The organism is Pseudomonas sp. KH_046_1 (assembly GCF_057839025.1).
Map to the genome: position 1 here is coordinate 3,189,572 of NZ_CM174481.1, position 21,495 is coordinate 3,211,066.

General features: G+C 59.5%; 21 protein-coding genes. 16 read left to right on the plus strand and 5 right to left on the minus strand.

The genetic code is table 11. From position 1 onward, the window contains the following. Window positions 1-85: 85 nt before the first annotated feature. The 13 genes from AC3IT9_RS14690 (at window position 86) to AC3IT9_RS14750 (ending at window position 13,805) form a co-directional block, all read left to right on the plus strand. Window positions 86-448, plus strand: coding sequence for a response regulator (locus tag AC3IT9_RS14690; RefSeq protein ID WP_150723788.1), 363 nt, complete (start codon window positions 86-88; stop codon window positions 446-448). A 74-nt stretch (window positions 449-522) separates the two neighbouring features. Further along, the gene (locus AC3IT9_RS14695; RefSeq protein WP_150723787.1) at window positions 523-1,821 is read left to right on the plus strand and encodes a glycosyltransferase; all 1,299 of its coding nucleotides are present in this window, start codon (window positions 523-525) and stop codon (window positions 1,819-1,821) included. Between the two features lie 105 nt (window positions 1,822-1,926). After that, window positions 1,927-2,817, plus strand: coding sequence for a phosphatidylinositol-specific phospholipase C domain-containing protein (locus AC3IT9_RS14700; protein ID WP_489270202.1), 891 nt, complete (start codon window positions 1,927-1,929; stop codon window positions 2,815-2,817). A 61-nt stretch (window positions 2,818-2,878) separates the two neighbouring features. Beyond that, on the plus strand, window positions 2,879-3,784 hold the full coding sequence (locus tag AC3IT9_RS14705) for an AraC family transcriptional regulator (protein WP_150723785.1): 906 nt from the start codon (window positions 2,879-2,881) through the stop codon (window positions 3,782-3,784). 352 nt (window positions 3,785-4,136) lie between these two features. Continuing rightward, window positions 4,137-5,447: an ABC transporter substrate-binding protein gene (locus AC3IT9_RS14710; RefSeq protein WP_150757084.1), complete on the plus strand. Its 1,311-nt coding sequence runs from the start codon at window positions 4,137-4,139 to the stop codon at window positions 5,445-5,447. Window positions 5,448-5,598: 151 nt separating this feature from the next. Further along, entirely contained in the window at window positions 5,599-6,525 is a 927-nt protein-coding gene (locus AC3IT9_RS14715) for a carbohydrate ABC transporter permease (protein WP_489270203.1), read from the plus strand. Window positions 6,526-6,533: 8 nt separating this feature from the next. Continuing rightward, a complete protein-coding gene (locus AC3IT9_RS14720) occupies window positions 6,534-7,364 on the plus strand; it encodes a carbohydrate ABC transporter permease (protein ID WP_150753604.1) in 831 nt (276 codons plus the stop codon). Window positions 7,365-7,528: 164 nt separating this feature from the next. Beyond that, a complete protein-coding gene (locus AC3IT9_RS14725) occupies window positions 7,529-8,632 on the plus strand; it encodes an ABC transporter ATP-binding protein (protein WP_150723781.1) in 1,104 nt (367 codons plus the stop codon). Between the two features lie 16 nt (window positions 8,633-8,648). Continuing rightward, window positions 8,649-10,121: a mannitol dehydrogenase family protein gene (locus AC3IT9_RS14730; protein ID WP_489270204.1), complete on the plus strand. Its 1,473-nt coding sequence runs from the start codon at window positions 8,649-8,651 to the stop codon at window positions 10,119-10,121. 184 nt (window positions 10,122-10,305) lie between these two features. Then, on the plus strand, window positions 10,306-11,811 hold the full coding sequence (gene xylB / locus AC3IT9_RS14735) for a xylulokinase (RefSeq protein WP_489270205.1): 1,506 nt from the start codon (window positions 10,306-10,308) through the stop codon (window positions 11,809-11,811). A gap of 6 nt (window positions 11,812-11,817) precedes the next feature. Beyond that, complete coding sequence (locus AC3IT9_RS14740) at window positions 11,818-12,762, plus strand: carbohydrate kinase family protein (protein WP_489270206.1); 945 nt, start codon at window positions 11,818-11,820, stop codon at window positions 12,760-12,762. A 290-nt stretch (window positions 12,763-13,052) separates the two neighbouring features. Continuing rightward, window positions 13,053-13,319 (plus strand): DUF2790 domain-containing protein, encoded by a 267-nt coding sequence (locus tag AC3IT9_RS14745; RefSeq protein WP_150723777.1) that lies wholly within the window; start codon window positions 13,053-13,055, stop codon window positions 13,317-13,319. Between the two features lie 90 nt (window positions 13,320-13,409). Then, window positions 13,410-13,805 (plus strand): hypothetical protein, encoded by a 396-nt coding sequence (locus AC3IT9_RS14750; RefSeq protein ID WP_150753599.1) that lies wholly within the window; start codon window positions 13,410-13,412, stop codon window positions 13,803-13,805. On the opposite strand, the gene AC3IT9_RS14755 is transcribed toward AC3IT9_RS14750, so the two are convergent. Further along, the gene (locus AC3IT9_RS14755) at window positions 13,802-14,068 is read right to left on the minus strand and encodes a DUF1652 domain-containing protein (protein ID WP_150723775.1); all 267 of its coding nucleotides are present in this window, start codon (window positions 14,066-14,068) and stop codon (window positions 13,802-13,804) included. The two genes, AC3IT9_RS14750 and AC3IT9_RS14755, sit on opposite strands and share 4 nt — an antisense overlap. A 279-nt stretch (window positions 14,069-14,347) precedes the next feature. On the opposite strand from AC3IT9_RS14755, the gene eco reads away from it, so the two are divergent. Further along, window positions 14,348-14,830, plus strand: a complete 483-nt coding sequence (eco, locus tag AC3IT9_RS14760; RefSeq protein ID WP_150723774.1) for a serine protease inhibitor ecotin — start codon at window positions 14,348-14,350, stop codon at window positions 14,828-14,830. 64 nt (window positions 14,831-14,894) lie between these two features. Here eco and ilvA read toward each other — a convergent pair whose 3' ends face one another. Then, window positions 14,895-15,908 carry a threonine ammonia-lyase, biosynthetic gene (ilvA, locus tag AC3IT9_RS14765; protein ID WP_489270207.1) on the minus strand — a complete coding sequence of 338 codons (1,014 nt, stop codon included), beginning with the start codon at window positions 15,906-15,908 and terminating at the stop codon, window positions 14,895-14,897. 247 nt (window positions 15,909-16,155) lie between these two features. Here ilvA and AC3IT9_RS14770 point away from each other — a divergent pair, with 247 nt between their 5' ends. Then, complete coding sequence (locus AC3IT9_RS14770) at window positions 16,156-16,491, plus strand: DUF2834 domain-containing protein (RefSeq protein WP_150753595.1); 336 nt, start codon at window positions 16,156-16,158, stop codon at window positions 16,489-16,491. Between the two features lie 137 nt (window positions 16,492-16,628). Here AC3IT9_RS14770 and AC3IT9_RS14775 read toward each other — a convergent pair whose 3' ends face one another. The 3 genes from AC3IT9_RS14775 to lpxO form a co-directional block, all read right to left on the minus strand. Then, window positions 16,629-17,780 carry a PQQ-dependent sugar dehydrogenase gene (locus AC3IT9_RS14775; protein ID WP_489270208.1) on the minus strand — a complete coding sequence of 384 codons (1,152 nt, stop codon included), beginning with the start codon at window positions 17,778-17,780 and terminating at the stop codon, window positions 16,629-16,631. Window positions 17,781-17,847: 67 nt separating this feature from the next. After that, window positions 17,848-18,195: a hypothetical protein gene (locus AC3IT9_RS14780; protein WP_150723770.1), complete on the minus strand. Its 348-nt coding sequence runs from the start codon at window positions 18,193-18,195 to the stop codon at window positions 17,848-17,850. A 232-nt stretch (window positions 18,196-18,427) separates the two neighbouring features. Continuing rightward, window positions 18,428-19,327, minus strand: a complete 900-nt coding sequence (gene lpxO, locus AC3IT9_RS14785; RefSeq protein WP_150753593.1) for a lipid A hydroxylase LpxO — start codon at window positions 19,325-19,327, stop codon at window positions 18,428-18,430. Window positions 19,328-19,799: 472 nt separating this feature from the next. On the opposite strand from lpxO, the gene AC3IT9_RS14790 reads away from it, so the two are divergent. Next, the gene (locus AC3IT9_RS14790; RefSeq protein ID WP_150723768.1) at window positions 19,800-21,386 is read left to right on the plus strand and encodes an ABC-F family ATPase; all 1,587 of its coding nucleotides are present in this window, start codon (window positions 19,800-19,802) and stop codon (window positions 21,384-21,386) included. Window positions 21,387-21,495 lie beyond the last annotated feature (109 nt).

Genomic DNA, 21,495 nt, shown 5'->3' on the forward strand with positions numbered 1-21,495 from the left:
AACTTGTCGGGATCCGCCACTTACTCATGCAAGAGGCCGACGATTTCCAGCGACCGGCAATACCAATCTTTTCGGGAACTTGACTATGTCATCCGCCAACGCCTCCACCATCCTTGTCGTCGAAGACGATGCCATCGTGCGCATGCTGATCGTCGACGTACTGGAAGAACTGGAATTCAAGGTGCTGGAAGCCGATGGCAGTGAACAGGCGCTGGAGACACTCAAGGACGTGAACCAACACATTGACCTGATGATGACTGATGTTGGCCTGCCGGTCATGGACGGCCGCGAACTGGCCAATCAAGCCCGTGCGTTACGTCCAGCCCTTCCAATACTGTTTGCCAGCGGGTATGCCGAAAACATCGAAGTGCCTCAAGGCATGCACTTGATCGGCAAACCGTTCTCCATTGATCAGTTGCGTGACAAGGTCAAAGGCATTCTCGGGTGACACTGCGCTGCGCTGTGGTTTAATGCGCGCCTTTTTCGTCCCTGCCCTGTCTTCGTTTCAAGGAATTCCCGTCCATGATTGAGCCCCGCGCAACCAAAGTCCTGGTCATTGGTTACGTCTGGCCCGAGCCCCGCTCTTCGGCGGCCAGCGGGCATGTCATGCAAATTCTCGATGTTTTCCTGGAACAAGGCTGGGACATCACGTTCAGCAGCCCGGCGGGCTTCGGCGAGCAACGTGCAGACCTGACGGCGCTGGGTATTCGCGAGGTCCCCATCGAGCTGAACAACAGCAGTTTCGATGCATTCATCAGCGAACTGGCGCCAGACATCGTGTTGTTCGATCAATTCATGATGGAGGAACAGTTCGGCTGGCGGGTCGAGAAGCATTGCCCCGATGCCTTGCGCGTGCTCGAAAGTTGCGACCTGCAAAGCCTCAGGCAGGGTCGGCATCAGCGCCTCAAGGAACGCTTGAAGGCCAGTGACGACAACGATGACTTCAGCGACCTGTTCGCCCCTGCAGCGCGCGAAGAATTCGAACACATGGCCCATACCGATATGGCGAAGCGCGAGATCGCCTCATTTTATCGTTGTGATTTGACGCTGATGGTTTCCGAAGTGGAAATCGAATTGCTGGTCGAGCAATTCAGGTTTGCGCGCAACCTGTTGCACTGGTGCCCATTGATGGTCGATGTTCCGACCAGTGCGTCGGTACCGTTTGAAGACCGCGCACACTTTCTTCATATCGGTAACTTTCGCCATGCACCCAACTGGGATGCAGTGCTCTGGTTGAAAACCGCTATCTGGCCGCTGATTCGCGAGCAAATACCCGGCGCTCAATTGCATATCTATGGTGCCTACACGCCACCCAAGGCGACTGCCCTGCATAACCCGGCCCAGGGTTTTCATGTCATGAACTGGGCAGAAGACGCCCTGCAAGTCATGTCGTCGGCGCGGGTCTGTATGGCGCCTCTGCGTTTTGGCGCGGGAATCAAAGGCAAGATTGTCGATGCGATGCTCTGTGGCACACCGAATGTGACAACGCCAGTAGGTGCCGAGGCGATGCATGGCGAAGAGGCATGGCCCGGTGCAGTGACCCGTTCGGCACGCGAATTCGCCGATCATGCCGTGCAACTGCACAACGACAAGACCCGCTGGCTGGGCGCCCAGGCGCACGGGCAAACCCTGCTTGCCGGCCGCTACCAGAAATCCGTTCATGGCCCGGCGTTGATCCAGCGACTGGTCGATTGCCAGCGGGATCTGGCCAACATCAGACGAGATAACTTTACCGGCAGCATGCTGCGTCATCACCAGCACAAGAGCACTCAATACATGGCGCAATGGATCGAGGCGAAGAACCGCCTTAATCAGGAGTAGCCCACCCTCCTTGCGCGATACATAGATACCGCCCTTGCTGTACCCGACCGGTTAACCTGAGCGCTTCACACCCCATGGATGGGGTGTTTCGCACAAGGAATGGCCATGACCGGCAACACGCGTGGTTTGCTCGACAAGCAAACCTGGATGAGCAACACCCTCGAGATCAATCAACTCAAACTCACCGATATCGTCTGGCCTGGCGTGCATAACGCCGGCATGGACAAACAAGCGCCGAACTACGACGTCGTGACCGGCAACTGGACCGCCTGTCAGAACGACACGTTCTCCTGGCAACTGGCCAACGGCGCCCGCGCCTTCGACATCCGCCTGGGCTACTCGGTCGGTGCGGCTCGATCGGGCTTCTACTTTCACCATAACGGCTTTCGCTCGCATCGAGTCCTGGACGATCTGATCGACGCGGTGCTGCTGTTCCTTGATCGAAACCCGGACGAATTCATCGTGCTGGACTTCCATCAACTGGCCGATGGCAAAAAACCTTTCGATCATAAAAGGCTCAGTGACTGGCTCGTGCGTCGTCTAGGGCTGCGGGCCGTCCTGCCTGGCGACGGTTTCAAAACGATTGGAGAACTGAAAAGCGCCAGCCAGCATCGCCGGCTGATCATGGCAGCACCCGCCTTGGCGGAACTCGATGGCGAGTCCTTCTGGCCACGCATCCCGCACAAGTGGCGCGACAATACGTTCTCCGACCCCGCCGAGCTGCAACGCTACATCGCGCAAACCCTGGAAGATGCGCCCTACGAAACCTTCCTCTGGTCACTGTCCGCAACCACCTACTCGCTACTGGGTGGCCCCGGGCATATCAAGCGGCAGATCAACGACTGGTTCAACACCACGGGACACTGGGTGACGCGTTGCAGCATCATCAGCACCGATTTTTTCGACGAGTCCGACATCGTCCGTTATTGCTGGAGTGCGACCAGCATGAAAGCGGTTTACGGCCGTGCCTTGCATGAACAGACGCACCGACGGTAGTAGCATTAGCCCTGCGGCAAGAGGCATGATCCGGGCGGGATAACTACAAAAGCGCCCTGACATGACCCGCACCGCCAGAGTCACCGATCCTTCCTATGAGTTGATGGACGACCACAACGGCTTGTCCATCATCTACCGCCAGCACGGTTTCCCCTGCCCGCTGGTGCGCTGGCATTTCCACAAGGAATACGAGCTGCACCTGATCGTCGCCAGTTCCGGCAAGGTGTTCATCGGCGACTACATCGGCAACTTCTATCCCCAGACGCTGTTTCTCACCGGCCCCAACCTGCCCCACAACTGGATCAGTCAGGTGGCCGAGGACGAAGTGGTGCCCAAGCGCGACATGCTGGTCAACTTCACCGACGAGTTGTTCGACAGCGGCTATCCGGTGTTCGCCGAACTCAAGGCCCTGGCACCGCTGCTCGAGCGCGCGCAGTACGGCATCGAGTTTCGCTGCAAACACACCATCGGCAAGGCCATGGATTTGATGCAGCGCATTGCCGATACCACCGGCATCACCCGGCTCGGGCACTTTTTCATTCTGCTGGAATTGCTCGCGGCCACCGACGACTACCAATTGCTATCCGGTGCCACGACCCCGCAACTGGCCGACGAACACAACATCGACCGCACCAACCGCGCGGTGGATTACATCTTCGCCCATTACGCCCGGGACTTGACGCTGGAGGAAGTCGCCGAGCACCTGGGCATGAAACCGACTTATTTCAGCCGGGTATTCAAGCAGGCCACCGGGCGCAATTTCGTCGAGTTCGTCAATCGCCTGCGCATCAGCAAGTCCTGCGAGTTGCTGGCCGATGGCGACAAGCCGGTGACCGATGTTTGCTTCGAATCGGGCTTCAACAATATTTCCAACTTCAACCGGCGCTTCCAGCAGCTCAAGGGCATGACGCCTTCGCATTACCGGCGGCTGGTGGTGCAGCGGTTGACCGAGCAAAACCTCGGCTGAAGGCACACCTCAAATCCCTGTGGGAGCGGGCTTGCTCGCGAAGAGGGTGTGTCAGCCGATAGAGATGTTGACTGACACACTGCCTTCGCGAGCAGGCTCGCTCCCACAGGTTACGACCTGTTTTCGAGCTTAAAACCTGTACGGATTCAATACCGCCTCATCGCTGAAAAGCCCTTCCCTGCGTCTACCCCCCTAAACCTCAGTGCAAAAAAGTATCGATCAAGGTGCGATGGATGATTTGTCTCGCCTGCCATTGAAGGATGTAATCAGCACAGATTCTTCCCTCCGCAGGAAGACACAAAAACAATAACTGTCCTTCTGTATCCCGCCGGGTGCAGAAAAGGAGTGCACGATGCAACCTTCGGTAAAAGCTCTGCTTGCCCTCACCTGCATGACCCTCAGCAGCGTCAGCCTTGGCGCACAGACCCTGACCATCGCCACCGTCAACAACAGCGACATGATCCGCATGCAAAAGCTCTCGAAAACCTTCGAGGCCGAGCATCCGCAGATCAAGCTCAATTGGGTGGTCCTCGAAGAAAACGTCCTGCGCCAGCGCCTGACCACTGACATCGCCACCCAGGGCGGACAGTTCGATGTGCTGACCATTGGCATGTACGAAGCCGCACTCTGGGGCGCCAAGGGCTGGCTGGAGCCGATGAATAATCTGCCGACCAGCTATGCCCTTGACGACGTGTTCCCGTCGGTGCGCGAAGGCCTGTCGGTCAAAGGCTCGCTGTACGCCCTGCCGTTCTACGCCGAAAGCTCGATCACCTACTACCGCACCGACCTGTTCAAGGACGCCGGCCTGACCATGCCCGAGCGCCCGACCTGGGAACAGATCGGTGAATTCGCCGCCAAATTGAACAAACCCGAGCAGGAACAATACGGTATCTGCCTGCGGGGCAAGGCTGGCTGGGGCGAGAACATGGCACTGGTCACCACTGTGGCCAATGCCTATGGCGCGCGCTGGTTCGATGAAAAGTGGCAGCCGGAATTCAACGGTCCCGAATGGAAAAACGCGCTGAACTTCTATGTCGGCACCATGCAGAAATCCGGCCCGCCGGGCGCGTCGAGCAACGGTTTCAATGAAAACCTGGCGCTGTTCAACAGCGGCAAATGCGCGATCTGGGTCGATGCCAGCGTCGCCGGCTCGTTCGTCACCGACAAGTCCCAGAGCAAGGTCACCGATCACGTCGGCTTCACCTATGCGCCCCATCAGGTCACTGACAAAGGCTCGGCCTGGTTGTACTCCTGGGCGCTGGCCATTCCGACCAGTTCCAAGGCCAAGGACGCGGCGAAAACCTTTAGTGCCTGGGCCACGTCCAAAGAATACGGCGCACTGGTCGCGGAAAAAGACGGCATCGCCAACGTGCCGCCGGGCACGCGGGCCTCGACCTACAGCGAGGCGTACTTGAGCGCCGCACCGTTTGCCAAGGTCACGCTGGAATCGCTCAAGGCCGCGGACCCGAGCAAGCCGGGCGCCAGGCCTGTGCCCTACATCGGCATCCAGTTGGTGACCATTCCCGAGTTCCAGGGCATTGGTACGCAGGTCGGCAAATCCTTCTCGGCGGCGCTGATCGGCCAGACCACGGTCGACCAGGCGTTGGCGGCGGCCCAGCAAACCACCGAGCGCGAGATGAAGCGCGCGGGTTATCCCAAGTAAGCCAGACCCCGCTCTCGCCTTCTGTGGGAGCGAGCCTGCTCGCGATGAGGTCGGTACAACCGACGCATTTTCGTGACTGAAACATCGCTTTCGCGAGCAGGCTCGCTCCCACAGTTGATCTTCATTGCCTGTACCCAATCGGTTCAACACCATGAATACATCAACTGCAAAAGCTCACATGGACATTGCCCAACCACAGCGCAAGAGCCGCGTGGCCAATCCCGGCTGGTTCCTGGTCAGCCCTTCGTTGGCCTTGCTGCTGTTGTGGATGATCGTACCGCTGGGTATGACCGTCTACTTCTCGACGATTCGCTACAACTTGCTCAACCCCGGAGAGAACGAGTTCGTCGGGCTGGAAAACTTCACCTACTTCCTCACCGACTCGGGCTTCCTGCCCGGCGCCAGCAACACGCTGTTGCTGGTGGGCAGCGTGCTGCTGATCAGTGTGGTGTTCGGTGTGCTGATCAGTGCTTTGCTTGAGGCCAGTGAGTTTTTCGGTCGCGGCGTCGTGCGGGTGCTGCTGATCTCGCCGTTTTTCATCATGCCCACGGTGGGCGCACTGATCTGGAAGAACCTGATTTTCCATCCGGTCTCGGGGATTCTCGCCTACGTCTGGAAGCTGTTCGGCGCGCAACCGGTGGACTGGCTGGCGCACTACCCGCTGCTGTCGATCATCATCATTGTCTCGTGGCAATGGCTGCCCTTCGCGATCCTGATCCTGATGACCGCCATGCAGTCCCTCGACCAGGAACAGAAAGAAGCCGCGCGCCTCGATGGTGCCGGGCCCATCGCGATTTTCTGGCACCTGACCCTGCCACACCTGGCGCGACCGATTGCGGTGGTGGTGATGATCGAAACCATCTTCCTGCTCTCGGTGTTCGCCGAAATCTTCACCACCACCAACGGCGGCCCCGGCTATGCCTCGACCAACCTCGCCTACCTGATCTACAACCAGGCGCTGGTGCAGTTCGACGTCGGCATGGCCTCGGCGGGCGGCTTGATCGCCGTGGTCATCGCCAACATCGCCGCGATCATCCTGGTGCGGATGATCGGCAAAAACCTGACCGACAAAGCCTGAGGCCTGCCATGACTCTTCAACAATCCCGTCGCCTGCAAAGCCTGCTGCTCGGTACGTTGGCCTGGGCCATCGCGATCCTGATCTTCTTTCCGATCTTCTGGATGGTGTTGACCAGTTTCAAAACCGAAATCGATGCCTTCGCCACGCCGCCGCAGTTCATCTTCATGCCGACGCTGGAGAACTACCTGCACATCAACGAGCGCAGCGACTATTTCAGTTTCGCCTGGAACTCAGTGGTGATTTCCTTCAGCGCCACAGCCCTGTGCCTGTTGATCGCGGTGCCGGCGGCCTACTCCATGGCGTTCTACGAAACCCAGCGCACCAGGGGCACGCTGCTGTGGATGCTCTCGACCAAGATGCTGCCGCCGGTGGGCGTGCTGATGCCGATTTACCTGCTGGCCAAGAGTTTCGGCCTGCTCGACACGCGCATTGCGCTGATCGTGATCTACACGCTGATCAACCTGCCGATCGTGGTCTGGATGATTTACACCTACTTCAAGGACATCCCCAAGGACATCCTCGAAGCCGCGAGGCTGGACGGCGCGACGCTGGCGCAGGAAATGCTCCGGGTGTTGCTGCCCATCGCCAAGGGCGGCCTGGCGTCCACGGTGCTGCTGTCGCTGATCCTGTGCTGGAACGAAGCCTTCTGGTCGCTGAACCTGACCTCGTCGAAAGCCGCGCCATTGACTGCCTTGATCGCCTCGTACTCAAGCCCCGAAGGGCTGTTCTGGGCCAAGTTGTCGGCCGTCTCGACCCTGGCCTGTGCGCCGATCCTGATCTTCGGCTGGATCAGCCAGAAACAACTGGTACGCGGCCTGTCGTTCGGCGCCGTGAAATGAAGATCGCTGCCCGAATGCGATTCCTGTGGGAGCGAGCTTGCTCGCGATAGCTGTGGGTCAGTCAGCATCAATGCCGACTGATACACCCTCATCGCGAGCAAGCTCGCTCCCACAAAAAAGCCAACCCGGTTCAATCGAATAACAACAAGCGGAGGCCCATCATCATGGCCAACCTGAAAATCAAGAATCTGCAAAAAGGCTTCGAAGGCTTTTCCATCATCAAGGGCATTGACCTTGAAGTGAACGACAAGGAGTTCGTGGTCTTCGTCGGCCCGTCGGGCTGCGGTAAATCCACGCTGCTGCGGCTGATCGCCGGGCTGGAGGAAGTCAGCGGCGGCACCATCGAACTCGATGGCCGCGACATCACCGAAGTGAGCCCGGCCAAGCGCGACCTGGCGATGGTGTTCCAGACCTACGCCCTGTACCCGCACATGAGCGTACGCAAGAACATGTCGTTTGCCCTCGACCTGGCCGGCGTGGCGAAAGCCGAAGTGGAGAAAAAGGTCGGCGAAGCCGCGCGCATCCTCGAACTGGGGCCGATGCTGGAGCGCAAGCCCAAGCAACTGTCCGGCGGCCAGCGCCAGCGCGTGGCGATTGGCCGGGCCATCGTGCGCAACCCGAAAATCTTCCTGTTCGACGAACCGCTGTCCAACCTCGATGCCGCCCTGCGGGTGCAGATGCGCCTGGAACTGTTGCGCCTGCACAAAGAACTGCAAGCCACGATGATCTACGTAACTCACGATCAAGTCGAAGCGATGACCATGGCCGACAAAGTGGTCGTACTCAATGGCGGCAAGATCGAGCAAGTCGGCTCGCCGCTGGATCTCTATCACCAGCCGGCCAACCTGTTCGTCGCCGGTTTCCTGGGCACGCCGAAAATGGGCTTCCTCAAGGGCAAGGTCACCCGCGTCGACAACCAGGGCTGTGAAGTGCAGCTGGACGCCGGAACCCGCATCAACCTGCCCTTGAGCGGCAGGCACCTGAGCGTCGGGAGTGCGGTGACGCTGGGCATTCGCCCGGAGCATCTGGAGCTGGCCAAAACCGGCGATTGCACCTTGCAGGTCACCGCCGATGTCAGCGAACGCCTGGGCAGCGACACCTTCTGCCACGTCCGGACGGCATCCGGCGAAGCCCTGACCATGCGCGTTCGCGGCGATCTGGCCAGCCGCTACGGTGAAACCCTGAGCCTGCATCTGGATGCGCAACACTGCCATTTATTCGATGCCGACGGCGTGGCGTTGACCCGCCCGCTGCGCGTTGCTGCCTGATTTCAGAGAGCCTGCGATGAAACTGAATAAACACAACCTCAGCCGCCTCGCCCCTGAAGTGGTCCTTCCCGCCTACGCCTTGGGCGAGACTCGCCAAGGCATCGCGCACATCGGCGTCGGCGGTTTCCACCGTGCCCATCAGGCGTACTACACCGACGCCTTGATGAATACCGGCGAAGGCCTGGACTGGGCCATCTGCGGTGTCGGCCTGCGCGCTGAAGACTGCCGCGCCCGTGACGACCTCAAGGATCAGGATTATCTGTTCACCCTGTTCGAACTCGGCGATAGCGACGACACCGAAGTGCGGGTGATCGGCGCCATCCGTGACATGCTGCTGGCCGAAGACGGTGCCCAGGCATTGATCGACAAACTGGCCAGCCCCGAGATCCGCATCGTCTCGCTGACCATCACCGAAGGCGGTTACTGCATCGACGACAGTACCGGCGAGTTCATGGCGCACTTGCCGCAGATCCAGCATGACCTGGCGCACCCGGATGCCCCGAAAACCGTGTTCGGTTTCCTCTGTGCCGCACTGGCCAGGCGTCGCGCCGCTGGCACAGCGGCCTTCACCCTGATGTCCTGCGATAACCTGCCGCACAACGGCGCCGTCACCCGCAAGGCCCTGCTGGCCTTCGCCGCCTTGCACGACCGCCAATTGCGCGACTGGATCGACGCCAACGTCAGTTTCCCCAACGCCATGGTCGACCGCATCACGCCGATGACCAGCACCCGGCACCGTTTGCAACTGGCCGACAAGCATGGCCTGGACGATGCCTGGCCGGTGGTCTGCGAACCCTTCGCGCAATGGGTACTGGAGGACAGGTTCGTCAACGGTCGCCCGGCCTGGGAAAAGGTCGGCGTGCAATTCACCGACGATGTCACGCCCTACGAAGAAATGAAGATCAAACTGCTCAACGGCAGTCATCTGGCGCTGACGTACCTGGGGTTTCTGAAGGGTTACCGCTTCGTCCACGAGACCATGAACGACCCGCTGTTCGTGCGCTACATGCGCGCCTACATGGACCTGGACGTGACGCCACAGCTGCCGGCGGTACCGGGAATCGACCTGACCGAGTACAAGAACACCCTGGTGGCACGTTTCTCCAATCAGGCGATTGCCGACCAACTGGAGCGTGTCTGTTCGGACGGCTCGTCGAAGTTTCCGAAATTCACCGTACCGACTATCAACCGCCTGATCGCCGATGGCCGCGAGACCAAGCGTGCGGCGTTGGTGGTGGCGGCGTGGGCGCTTTACCTCAAAGGCGTGGATGAGCATGGCGAGACCTACACGATTGCGGATCCGCGGGCGGCGTTCTGCCAGGCGCTGGTGGCCGATGATGTGCTGATTACCCAGCACTTGCTGGCGGTCGAGGAGATTTTTGGTACGGCCATTGCGCGTTCGCCGGAGTTTGTCGCGGCGTTCGAGTGGTGCTGCAACAGTTTGCGTGAGGTGGGTGTATCGCGGACATTGGAGCGGGTGCTGGCTTGAGTCTTGAGGTGAAGGTGCTGCCGTCATCGCGGGCAAGCCCGCTCCCACAGGAGTCTTCAGCGGACGCGAGTTTTGTGTTTAACAACAAACCCTGTGGGAGCGAGCTTGCTCGCGATGGCGGCCTGACAGTCAGTAGAGATGCTTAATGCTCAACGATATCGATCTGACGATCCAAGGATCTTGCATGACAACCCGACAACTATTCCTCGGCATCGACTGCGGCACCCAGGGCACTAAAGCCATCATCCTCGACGCGGACAATGGTGAAGTGCTGGGCCAGGGCGCAGCCACCCACACGATGATCAGCGCTGCCAATGGCCGCCGCGAACAGGACACCCAGCAGTGGCTGGAAGCCTTCGCCACCGCCACCCGCCGCGCATTGCTCGCGGCCAAAGTCGATGGTCTGTCGATTCAAGGCATTGGCGTGTCCGGCCAGCAACACGGCCTGGTGCTGCTCGACGATCAGGGCAAGGTGCTGCGACCGGCGAAACTCTGGTGCGACACCGAAACCACTCCGGAAAATGACCGACTGCTGGCCCATCTGGGTGGCGAAAAGGGTTCGTTGGAACGCCTCGGCGTAGTCATCGCACCGGGCTACACCCTGTCCAAACTGTTATGGACCAAAGAGCAGCATCCCGAGGTGTTCTCCCGTGTCGCCCACATTTTGCTGCCCCACGATTACCTCAATCATTGGCTCACCGGCCGCAGTTGCACCGAATACGGAGATGCCTCGGGCACCGGTTACTTCAATGTGCGTACGCGCCAGTGGGATCTGCAATTGTTGCGTGACATCGACCCCAGCGGACGCCTGCAAGCCGCGCTGCCGGAGCTGATCGACGCCCACCAGGCGGTCGGCAGCATTCTCCCGGGCATTGCCGAACATCTGGGCATCAACCCGAAGGCGCTGGTCTCCAGTGGCGGTGGCGACAACATGATGGGCGCCATCGGCACCGGCAACATCCAGCCCGGTGCAATCACCATGAGCCTCGGCTCGTCGGGCACTGTGTACGCCTATGCCGATCAGCCGAACGTCGCCGTGGATTCCGCGGTTGCCACCTTCTGTTCGTCGAGCGGCGGCTGGCTGCCTTTGGTCTGCACCATGAACCTGACCAATGCCACCGGTCTGATTCGTGACCTGCTGGACCTCGACATCGATCAATTCAACGAACTGGTTGCCCAGGCGCCAATCGGTGCCGAAGGCGTTTGCATGCTGCCGTTCTTCAACGGTGAGCGGGTACCCGCCCTGCCCCATGCCACCGCCAGCCTTTCGGGTTTGACCATGACCAACCTGACCCGGGCCAACCTGTGCCGTGCGGTGGTCGAAGGCACGACGTTCGGTTTGCGTTACGGACTGGACCTGCTACGCCGCAATGGCTTACAAAGCCGCAGCATTCGGCTGATCGGCGGCGGGTCAAAAAGTGCGGTCTGGCGGCAAATCGTCGCCGACACCATGAATACAGCGGTGATCTGCACCGAACAAAGCGAGGCCGCAGCCTTGGGTGCAGCGATTCAGGCGGCCTGGTGCGTATCCTGGGCGAACGGGCGTGAAGACAACCTGGTGGATTTGTGCGAGCGCTGCGTAAAACTCGACCCGGCCAGTGAAACCCAGCCGGTCGCCGACAATGTACAAGCGTGTCAGCAGGCGTATGAACGCTATCAACAGCAAGTCGTGACCCTAATTAAAGAGTGAACAACTATGTACCTGGTGTGTGGCGAAGCGCTGTTCGATTTTTTCAGTGAAAACGACGCCAGCGGTCTGGCGTCCAAAGTGAATTTCAAGGCCATTGCCGGTGGCTCACCGTTCAACGTGGCGGTGGGCTTACGCCGGTTGGGCGTGGACGCGGCGCTGTTGGCCGGGTTGTCCACCGACTACCTGGGCCGGCGCCTGCTGCAGGTACTGCAAGATGAAGGCGTGTGCCAGGACTACCTGCGGGATTTTGCCGCGCCGACCACCCTGGCGATGGTCGCGGTCGGGGCCAATGGCTCGCCGCAGTACAGCTTCCGTGGCGAAGGCTGTGCGGATCGACAGTTGCAACCGGAGCACCTGCCGACACTCGGGCCTGAGGTACGTGGCCTGCATATCGGCTCGTTCTCCCTGGTGGTGCAGCCGATTGCCGACACGCTATTGGCATTGGTGCGCCGGGAAAGCGGCAAGCGCCTGATCAGCCTCGACCCGAACGTGCGCCTGAATCCAGAGCCGGACATTGAGCTCTGGCGCGCGCGGATCGCGACGCTGGTGGCGCTGGCCGACCTGATCAAGGTCAGCGACGAGGACCTGCATCTGCTGTACCCCGGCCAGGACCCGGCGCAGGTGATCGAAGGTTGGTTGCAGCACCGCTGTCAGCTGGTATTCCTGACCCGGGGTGGCGAAGGCGCGAGCGTGTTCAGCCGGACTCACGGTTCGTGGTCGGCTCCTGCCTGTGGGATAAAAATCGCCGACACCGTGGGCGCGGGCGATACCTTTCAGGCGGCGCTGATTACCTGGTTGACCGAACAGCAGCTGGACTCGGTAGAAGGCGTGAAGCAACTTGGCCGCGAGCAGATCGACCGCATGCTGAAGTTCGCGGTGCAGGCGGCGGCATTGACGTGCAGCAAGACCGGGCCGGATTTGCCTTATCGGCAGCAACTGGATTTGCACTGAGTTCGAGCGCCCCATCGCGAGCAGGCTCGCTCCCACAGGGTTGCGGGTCGTTCACAGCATTTGTGTCCACCCTTGTTCGCGATGACTTTCCATCAGGCGCCCGATGGTCTTAACTGATACACAGGATCGCGCATCCGCGACAGGCGGTGTTCAGCCGGGTTAACCCTCGTTTAACCGTGCGGTCCAACACTTCACTGGACCGCACGCCCTCAGACTGTTCTGACGCCCAGTGCGGCAAGTTCGACAAGCGACACATCGAACTGACATTCCGTCCGCACCGGAGATCGCTGATGAACACTCGCACCCTGCTGGTTACCGCCGCCCTCGCCTGCACCGCATTTGCCGGCCTGGCTCAGGCCAATGACACCACGACCTCTCAAGCCGTGCCCTATCACTACGGCATGCCATTGCATGTCAGCAAAGTGATTTCACTGACCGAGCCGGACACCCTGGAGTGCAAAGTGGTGAAGGCCGAGATGAAGTACATCGATGACACGGGAAAACCCGCAGAAATTTCCTACCGTAAACTTTCCGACGCTTGCGAGAACCAGGGCTGACCGAAAAGTCTGATTTGGCACTCGGCGGTATTCCTTTGAGGGTTGCGGCGCTATGCTCTAGCGCCTCCCTCTCTGCCGCAAGGATTCGCCATGCAGTTGTCGTTTCGCACGCTGTCGACGTTTACCGCCGCCTTATGTCTTTTGCTCAGCCTGGTCTGGGGCCTGACACCGCAATGGCTATTGTCGTTCTGGGACATCGAGTTTTCATTCGCGGTGGGATTGGTCGCGCGACGCACCGCCGTGCTGTTTGGGGCGTTGAGCGTGATCTCTTTTCTGGTTCGCAACGAACCCCCTTGTGCAACCCGCAATGCGCTGAGCCTAGGCTTCGTCGTCGGCTGTTGGGGATTGGCCGTGCTCGGTTTTGCCGAATGGCTCAACGGTCACGTCGGTCCGGGCATTTTGCTGGCAGTAGGGTTTGAACTGGCGCTGGGCCTGGCGTTCTTCCAGACCCGGCGCGTGTCCGTGGAACTCGAAACGGCAAGCTAGAGCGCTTTGCCCAGCATAGAGTGCGGCTCGACCTCGACGTGATGCTGTCTGGAACGCAGTTGGGCAATCAACTCGTTGATTTCCCGACAACCATTGAGCCCGGAGGCATCGATACCGGTGACCAATAGATCGAGCTGATCGGTTTGCCCGTCTGCATAGATTTTGACGGTCATCGACAGATCCGGTGACAGCGTGCACTGGCAGCGCTTGGGCAGAAAACTGCTTTCGATGATATTGCGAATTTCCAAGGCAGAAAGAAACATGGCGACTCCCTCCTTTGTAAGACTGCTTGACGATCAATGCTCGCTCATTTGAAATCCCGGCAAGCTTCAAGGACAGCTACAGCATAAAACATACCCTGAATTTCGCGGTGCAGTTCATCGGCAATTCAAGGGTTCGGACGGGTTACCTGCAAAGCCTGTCATGCAACTTTCAATTATAGACCTTGGCGGCCCTGCAATTTGCACACTGCGCATCCCGGGTTTGCATTCACTGCACACGACAGTGAAAATGCCGCCCTTCACTTCAAGCAAGGAGGCATCATGAATTCGTTGACCGTTAACGCTTGCACAGCGCTAGTCGCACTGGGGCTTGTCGGCGTGGCGCATGCCGCCAAACTCGAAGACACCGCACCCTATCCGAAGGCCGAAAGCGGGTTTACCCGCCAGGTGATCCACCTCGCGCCACAGACCCGGGAAAACGACTTCCAGGTCGAGATCCTGGCCGGCAAGACGATGACCGTCGACTGCAATAACCCGCGACTGGGCGGCATTCTCGAGGAGAAGAACCTCGAGGGTTGGGGCTATCCGTTCTACCGCCTGGAAAAAGTCATTGGCCCGATGAGCACGCTGATGGCCTGCCCGGCCGGCACGAGCAAACAAGGATTTGTACCGGTGGTCGGTGACGGCTTCCTGCTGCGTTACAACAGTAAGCTGCCGCTCGTGCTGTACGTGCCCAAGGACATCGAAGTGCGCTACCGGATCTGGTCGGCGTCGACGAAGGTCGAGAAAGCCATTCAGGAATAACCCGGCCATCCGGCGGACCCTCGCGGCACCTGCTTGCGGCGTCCGCTGTAGACCGGCCCAAGCGTCATGCCGGGGCGCCACTCAACGCGGCGCGCTCGGCCACGTACCCCAGGCTGTCGAAGTTGATATTGGCACCCGAGTCTATCGCCACCAGTGTCTGCCCCAAAGCACCGGTCTGTGCGACGTATTTCTTGATCCCGGCCACGGCCAGCGCACCAGAAGGTTCGGTGATCGAGCGGGTATCGTCGTAGATATTCTTGATTGCGGCGCAAAGCTCATCGTTGCTGACCGTCACCACGTCATCAACGCAGAACCGGCAGACCTCAAAACCGTAAGCGCCGATCTGCGCCACCGCCACCCCATCGGCGAAGGTGCCGACGCTCGGCAGCACGACCCGTTCGCCGGCATGCATCGCCGCTTGCAGACACGCGGAATGTTCCGACTCGACGCCAATGATGCGCACCTCCGGCCGCAGGTATTTGACGTAGGCGGCGATACCCGCGATCAGCCCGCCGCCGCCCACCGGCACGAAGATCGCCTCCAGCGGCCCTTGGTGCTGGCGCAGGATTTCCATGGCCACCGTGCCTTGCCCCGCGATCACCTCCGGGTCGTCGAACGGCGATACAAAGGTGCGACCGGTCTCCAAGGCCAGGTCCAGTGCATAGGCCAGTGCAAACGGAAAGCTTTCGCCGTGCAACACCGCATCGGCGCCGCGACTGCGCACCCCGATGACCTTCAGTTGCGGCGTCGTGCAGGGCATGACGATGGTGGCGTTGATCCCCAGTTCCCGCGCGGCCAACGCCACGCCCTGCGCATGATTGCCGGCAGAAGCCGTGACCACGCCGATAGCCTTTTGCGCTTCGCTCAGTTGCACCAGCTTGTTGTAGGCGCCGCGGATCTTGAAGGAAAAGGTCGGTTGCAGGTCTTCGCGCTTGAGCAGGATCTGGTTGCCCAAGGCTTCGGACAAGGCCGGAGCCGGTTGCAACGGCGTGCGCACGGCCAGTTCATACACCGGCGCGGCGAGGATTTTTTTGACGTAGCGTTCCAGCAGGGCCTGTTGATTAGCGGTAAAACTCATGGTCGTCTCCTGACATTGATCGGGGCCCGGGAGACAGAAAGTAAAAACCCGCCTCGAGGGCGGGTTGGGTGCTGCAGTCGTGAGCTAGCCCGCCAAATGAGGAATGGCGGTAATAATGCTTGGCTGGCAGCGCAATACAGTGGAAGTCATGACCGGAAATTAGCCGGGCGTTGATGGCAAGTCAATGGCAAGTTTGCGGTGGTCGCTATAGGCTACTGATTCTATTCATTGCCCACGGAAGGAAAACATGAAGGCCATCGCCCTGCCCCTTATCGCCTTGATCGCTTTTGCCGGCTACACGGTTTCGGTGATGCTCCAGGCCGAACAATCGCTGATCGACTTCGGCATCAGCCTGATGTCACGCCCGGATACTGCGCAGGTGGTGATCGATCTTTACCTGCTGGCGACGCTGGCGGGGTTCTGGATGTACCAGGATGCGCGAAAGCGCGGGCAGTCGACGCTTTCGGTGGTGCCTTATCTATTGATCACCGCTGTGTTCGTGTCGATTGGGCCATTGTTGTATCTGGTGGTTCGCGGGTTTCAGGATCGAAAGAGACCAGTTGCCGCGACTCGGCAGATCTGACCGGCCTCCTGTGGTGAGGTTGAAATTGCAATCGCGAGCAGGCTCACTCCTACACTGGATATGCAAGACTGGAAATACAGATTCCCTGAAATCTGCGGCCGCTCACTATCGCGGCTGCAGAACTCGCCAACGGTTGGTTACTTCAAACCCACCTTGTACAACCCGCCGTTCTCCTCATCGGTCAAAACATACAAGTAACCATCCGGCCCCTGCCGTACATCGCGAATGCGTTTTTTCAACTCCCCGAGCATGCGCTCCTCATGGATCACCTTGTCGCCTTCGAACTCCAGGCGGATCAGTTCCTGGCTGACCAGCGCGCCGATAAACACGTTGCGCTGCCAGGCCTTGAAACGATCGGCATCGTAGAACGCCATGCCACTCAGGCCCGGGGATTTTTCCCAGACGTGGTTCGGGGCGATGGTGCCTTCGGCGGTCTCACCCTTGGCTTCGGGAATCGGTTGACCGGAGTAGTTGATGCCATGGGTCGCCAGCGGCCAGCCGTAATTCTTGCCGCGCTCGATGATGTTGACTTCATCGCCGCCCAGGGGGCCGTGTTCGTTTTCCCACAGCGTGCCGTTCCACGGGTTGAGCGCCGCGCCTTGCGGATTGCGCTGCCCGTAGGACCAGATCTCCGGGCGCACGTTGGCCTGACCGACAAAGGGGTTGTCCTTGGGCACCGTGCCATCCGGGTAGATGCGCACCACTTTGCCTTGCAGCTTGTCGAGGTCCTGGGCGGTCGGGCGGTCGTTGTTTTCCCCCAGGGTCACAAACAGATAGCCGTCGCGATCGAACACCAGCCGCGAGCCGAAATGATTGCCAACCGAGAGTTTGGGTTCCTGACGCAGGATCACCTGGAAATCCTTGAGCGCCGTCATATCGTCGGAGAGCCGACCGCGGCCCACCGCTGTACCGGCCTTGTCGCCCTGATCGTCCCCCTCGGCATAGGACAGATAGACCATCCGGTCCTGCTTGAAATCGGGCGACAGCGCTACATCCAGCAAACCGCCCTGCCCCTTGACCCAGACCTTGGGTACGCCATTGAGCGGTGCCGACAGTTTGCCGTCGGCGGTCACCAGTCGCAGGTTGCCGGGCCGCTCGGTCACCAGCATGTCTTTACGATCCGGTAAAAATGCCAGGGCCCAAGGGTGCTCCAGTCCCGTCACGATGGGAGTGACCTCCAGGGTGCCTTCTTCGCTTTTCATCGTCCGGATGGGCGCGGCAAGCACCGGGACAGTGGCGCTGATCAATACGCTGGCACAGAAGGTTGCCAATAAATTCTTACGCAACATGCAGGATTCCTTTTCTGATGAAAGTGAGATCTGGTGAAAAATAGCGGCCAGACGCCATGCTTGCCACTCAACGGTTGCTGGTGCCGGTGTCTCGCGGGGGTGGATTGGGAATGAATTTCGGTGGGCTGGCGGGCGCTGTCCGGTCGGGATAGCGATTGCCGATGCCACCGTTGTCCAGCGTCGGTGGGCGCGGGACCGGCACGGTATTGGGTCCGCGTATGGCCGGGGCACTGGGTTGAGTACCTTGCATGCTGTTTGGATTGGCCCGCCGAATCGGACTGTTGTAAGGGTTGTTGTTGGTGCTGCCCGGCAGGTTCTGGGCCAACTGCAGCGAAGCAGAGACGTCGGTCTGAGCCAGTGGGCCCAATACGGTACTCAAGGCCAGCGCAATGGCGCCAAACACGTATCGGTTCATGGGGTGCCTCTCTGCGTCCGCGTGGATAAGGACTTCGATACCACGCTACGCCCGAGGTTCGGATTTGTTAACCAAAAACTCGCCGGCACGATGCAATACGGCGTTGATCCGGCCTCTTCGCGAGCAGGCTCGTTCCCACAATGGACGGTGGGCATTCATGACATTTGTGGTTGGCTCAAACCTGTGGGAGCGTGGCTTGCCCGCGATGAGGCCTGCCGCCCGAACACCCGGCTCAGATCAGAATGAAGACCGCCAGCAACCCGGCAAAGATCGACCACTTTTGGAGGTAGTAAAGCTTGCGGTTGCGCTTTTTCAGTTCCTTGGCGCGCAGGCGAACCTTGTAGACCTTGCTGAACAATCGATTGAGCCCACCGGTCCGGTCTCCGTCCTCGTTCGGTGCACCGGCCGCCGACATGACATTGCGGCTGAACCAGCGATTGAATGCCGCTGCCCACCGATATTTCATCGGCCGCTCGACATCGCAGAACAAAATGATGCGATTGTGCGGCGTGGTGTTCTCTGCGTAATGAATGTAGGTCTCATCGAACATCACCGCTTCGCCATCGCGCCAATGGTAGTTCTGGCCATCGACATTGATGTAGCAACCTTCGGCGTTGGGTGTGTCCAGCCCGAGGTGATAACGGTACGAACCGGCATACGGGTCGCGGTGGCGCACCAGTCTGGAGCCCGGTGGCAATTCGGCGAACATCGCCGCCTTGATCGAGCCAATGCCTTGTACCAGTTCGGTGGTGCGCGGGCAGAGCTTCATGGCCGACGGGTGGCTATCGCCATACCACTTGAGATAGAAGCGCTTCCAGCCGGTCTTGAAGAACGAGTTGAAACCGACGTCATCGTATTGGTTCGAACGCTTGATCTCGCCGGCGTGAAGCAAGTTCTGGCCTTCGGCACGAATTTCTTCCCAATGCGCCTGCAGCGGGCTCAGGTCGGGAAAATCAGCCGGATCGAGATACGGTTTGTTGGGGATTTTCGAAAACAGATAAAGAAAGCAATTGATCGGCGCCAGGAACGTCGAGTGATCACTCAACTGGCGGCCCAGCTTATGGCGCACTCGGCCCCGCAGGTGGACGTACGCAATAGAGACAATGTAGATAACGGCTATGATCAGTTTCACGGAAATCGTCACAAGTCGGAAGTATACAAACTGCGCCCTCACGGGTCTTGTGCAGCGGCTGAATACGAAACAGCTGCACCCTTGGTGCCATCGAGCCACGCCGATGGTCGCCGTTCAGCTGTTAGATGGCATTTTAGCCACAGTTTGTAACCAATAGTTAACCTGCAACTGTGAAAATGTGTCCGCAAAAACCGCCAAAGCGTTGCAGAGGCCTCATCGCCCTATCGTTTAAAGAGCCAGACCAGTACAATCGCCGCCAAACTTTACGCGCCCCCAGGTTGAAAGCGGGAAAATCCCCTTTCAGCGCACGTTCACTCGGGCCAAGCGCACCACATGCTGCTGTCCACTTAATGCCAGATGGATCTTCCACTGCCGATCGGGATGAATGTCCCGGGGACCGAACAGTGGAAACGGGTACTGAACCGGTACTGCCGCAACCCTAGCTACTCTGAATGCTTCGCAGGAAAAACCTTTGATTTCTACAGCTAACATCACGATGCAGTTCGGCGCCAAGCCGCTCTTCGAAAACGTTTCGGTCAAGTTCAACGGTGGCAACCGTTACGGTCTGATCGGCGCCAACGGTTGCGGCAAGTCGACCTTCATGAAGATTCTCGGCGACGACCTCGAGCCGTCCGGCGGCCAAGTCATGCTGGAGCCGAACGTGCGCCTGGGTAAATTGCGCCAGGACCAGTTCGCCTACGAAGAATTCACCGTGATCGACACCGTGATCATGGGTCACGAAGAGCTGTGGAAGGTCAAGGCCGAGCGCGACCGCATCTATTCGCTGCCGGAAATGAGCGAAGCAGACGGCATGGCCGTGGCCGAGCTGGAAACCGAATTTGCCGAAATGGACGGCTACACCGCCGAATCCCGCGCCGGCGAACTGCTGCTGGGCCTGGGTATTCCCCTGGAACAGCATTTCGGCCCGATGTCCGAAGTGGCTCCAGGCTGGAAACTGCGGGTATTGCTGGCCCAGGCGCTGTTCTCCGATCCTGAAGTGCTGTTGCTCGACGAACCGACCAACCACCTGGACATCAACACCATTCGCTGGCTGGAAACGATTCTCAAGGCGCGTAATAGCACCATGATCATCATTTCCCACGACCGTCACTTCCTCAACAGCGTGTGCACCCACATGGCTGACCTGGACTACGGCGAGCTGCGTCTGTTCCCGGGCAACTACGACGAGTACATGACGGCGGCTACCCAGTCCCGTGAGCAATTGCTGTCGGACAACGCCAAGAAGAAAGCCCAGATCTCCGAACTGCAAACGTTCGTCAGCCGCTTCTCGGCCAACGCCTCGAAAGCCAAGCAGGCCACTTCCCGCGCCAAGCAGATCGACAAGATCCAGCTGGCCGAGGTCAAGCCTTCGAGCCGCGTGAGCCCGTTCATCCGTTTCGAACAGACCAAGAAGCTGCACCGCCAGGCCGTGACCATCGAGCAGATGTCCAAGGGCTTCGACGGCAAGACCCTGTTCAAGAACTTCAGCTTCACCGTCGAAGCCGGCGAGCGCCTGGCGATCATCGGCCCGAACGGTATCGGCAAGACCACCCTGCTGCGTACCCTGATGGGCGAGCTGACCCCGGACGCCGGTTCCGTGAAGTGGACCGAAAGCGCGGAACTGGGCTACTACGCCCAGGACCACGCCCATGACTTCGAAGACGACGTCAGCCTGTTCGACTGGATGGGCCAGTGGACTCAGGGCGAGCAGATCATCCGTGGCACCCTGGGCCGCATGCTGTTCTCCAACGACGAAATCCTCAAGTCGGTCAAGGTCATCTCCGGTGGTGAGCAAGGCCGCATGCTGTTCGGCAAGCTGATCCTGCAAAAGCCGAACGTACTGGTGATGGACGAACCGACCAACCACCTGGACATGGAATCGATCGAAGCGCTGAACCTGGCGCTGGAAAACTACCCGGGCACGCTGATCTTCGTCAGCCACGACCGTGAGTTCGTATCGTCCCTGGCCACCCGCATCATCGAGTTGAGCCCGAATGGCGTGACCGACTTCAGCGGCACCTATGACGACTACCTGCGTAGCCAGGGTGTGGTGTTCTAAGAGCAGCTACCAAGCCTTTAGCTGCAAGCTTCAAGTGAAAAGCCCTGTCCATGTGACGGGGCTTTTTGCATTCCGGGCCAAGGTTTCTTGTTGGTGCATAAATCATCGC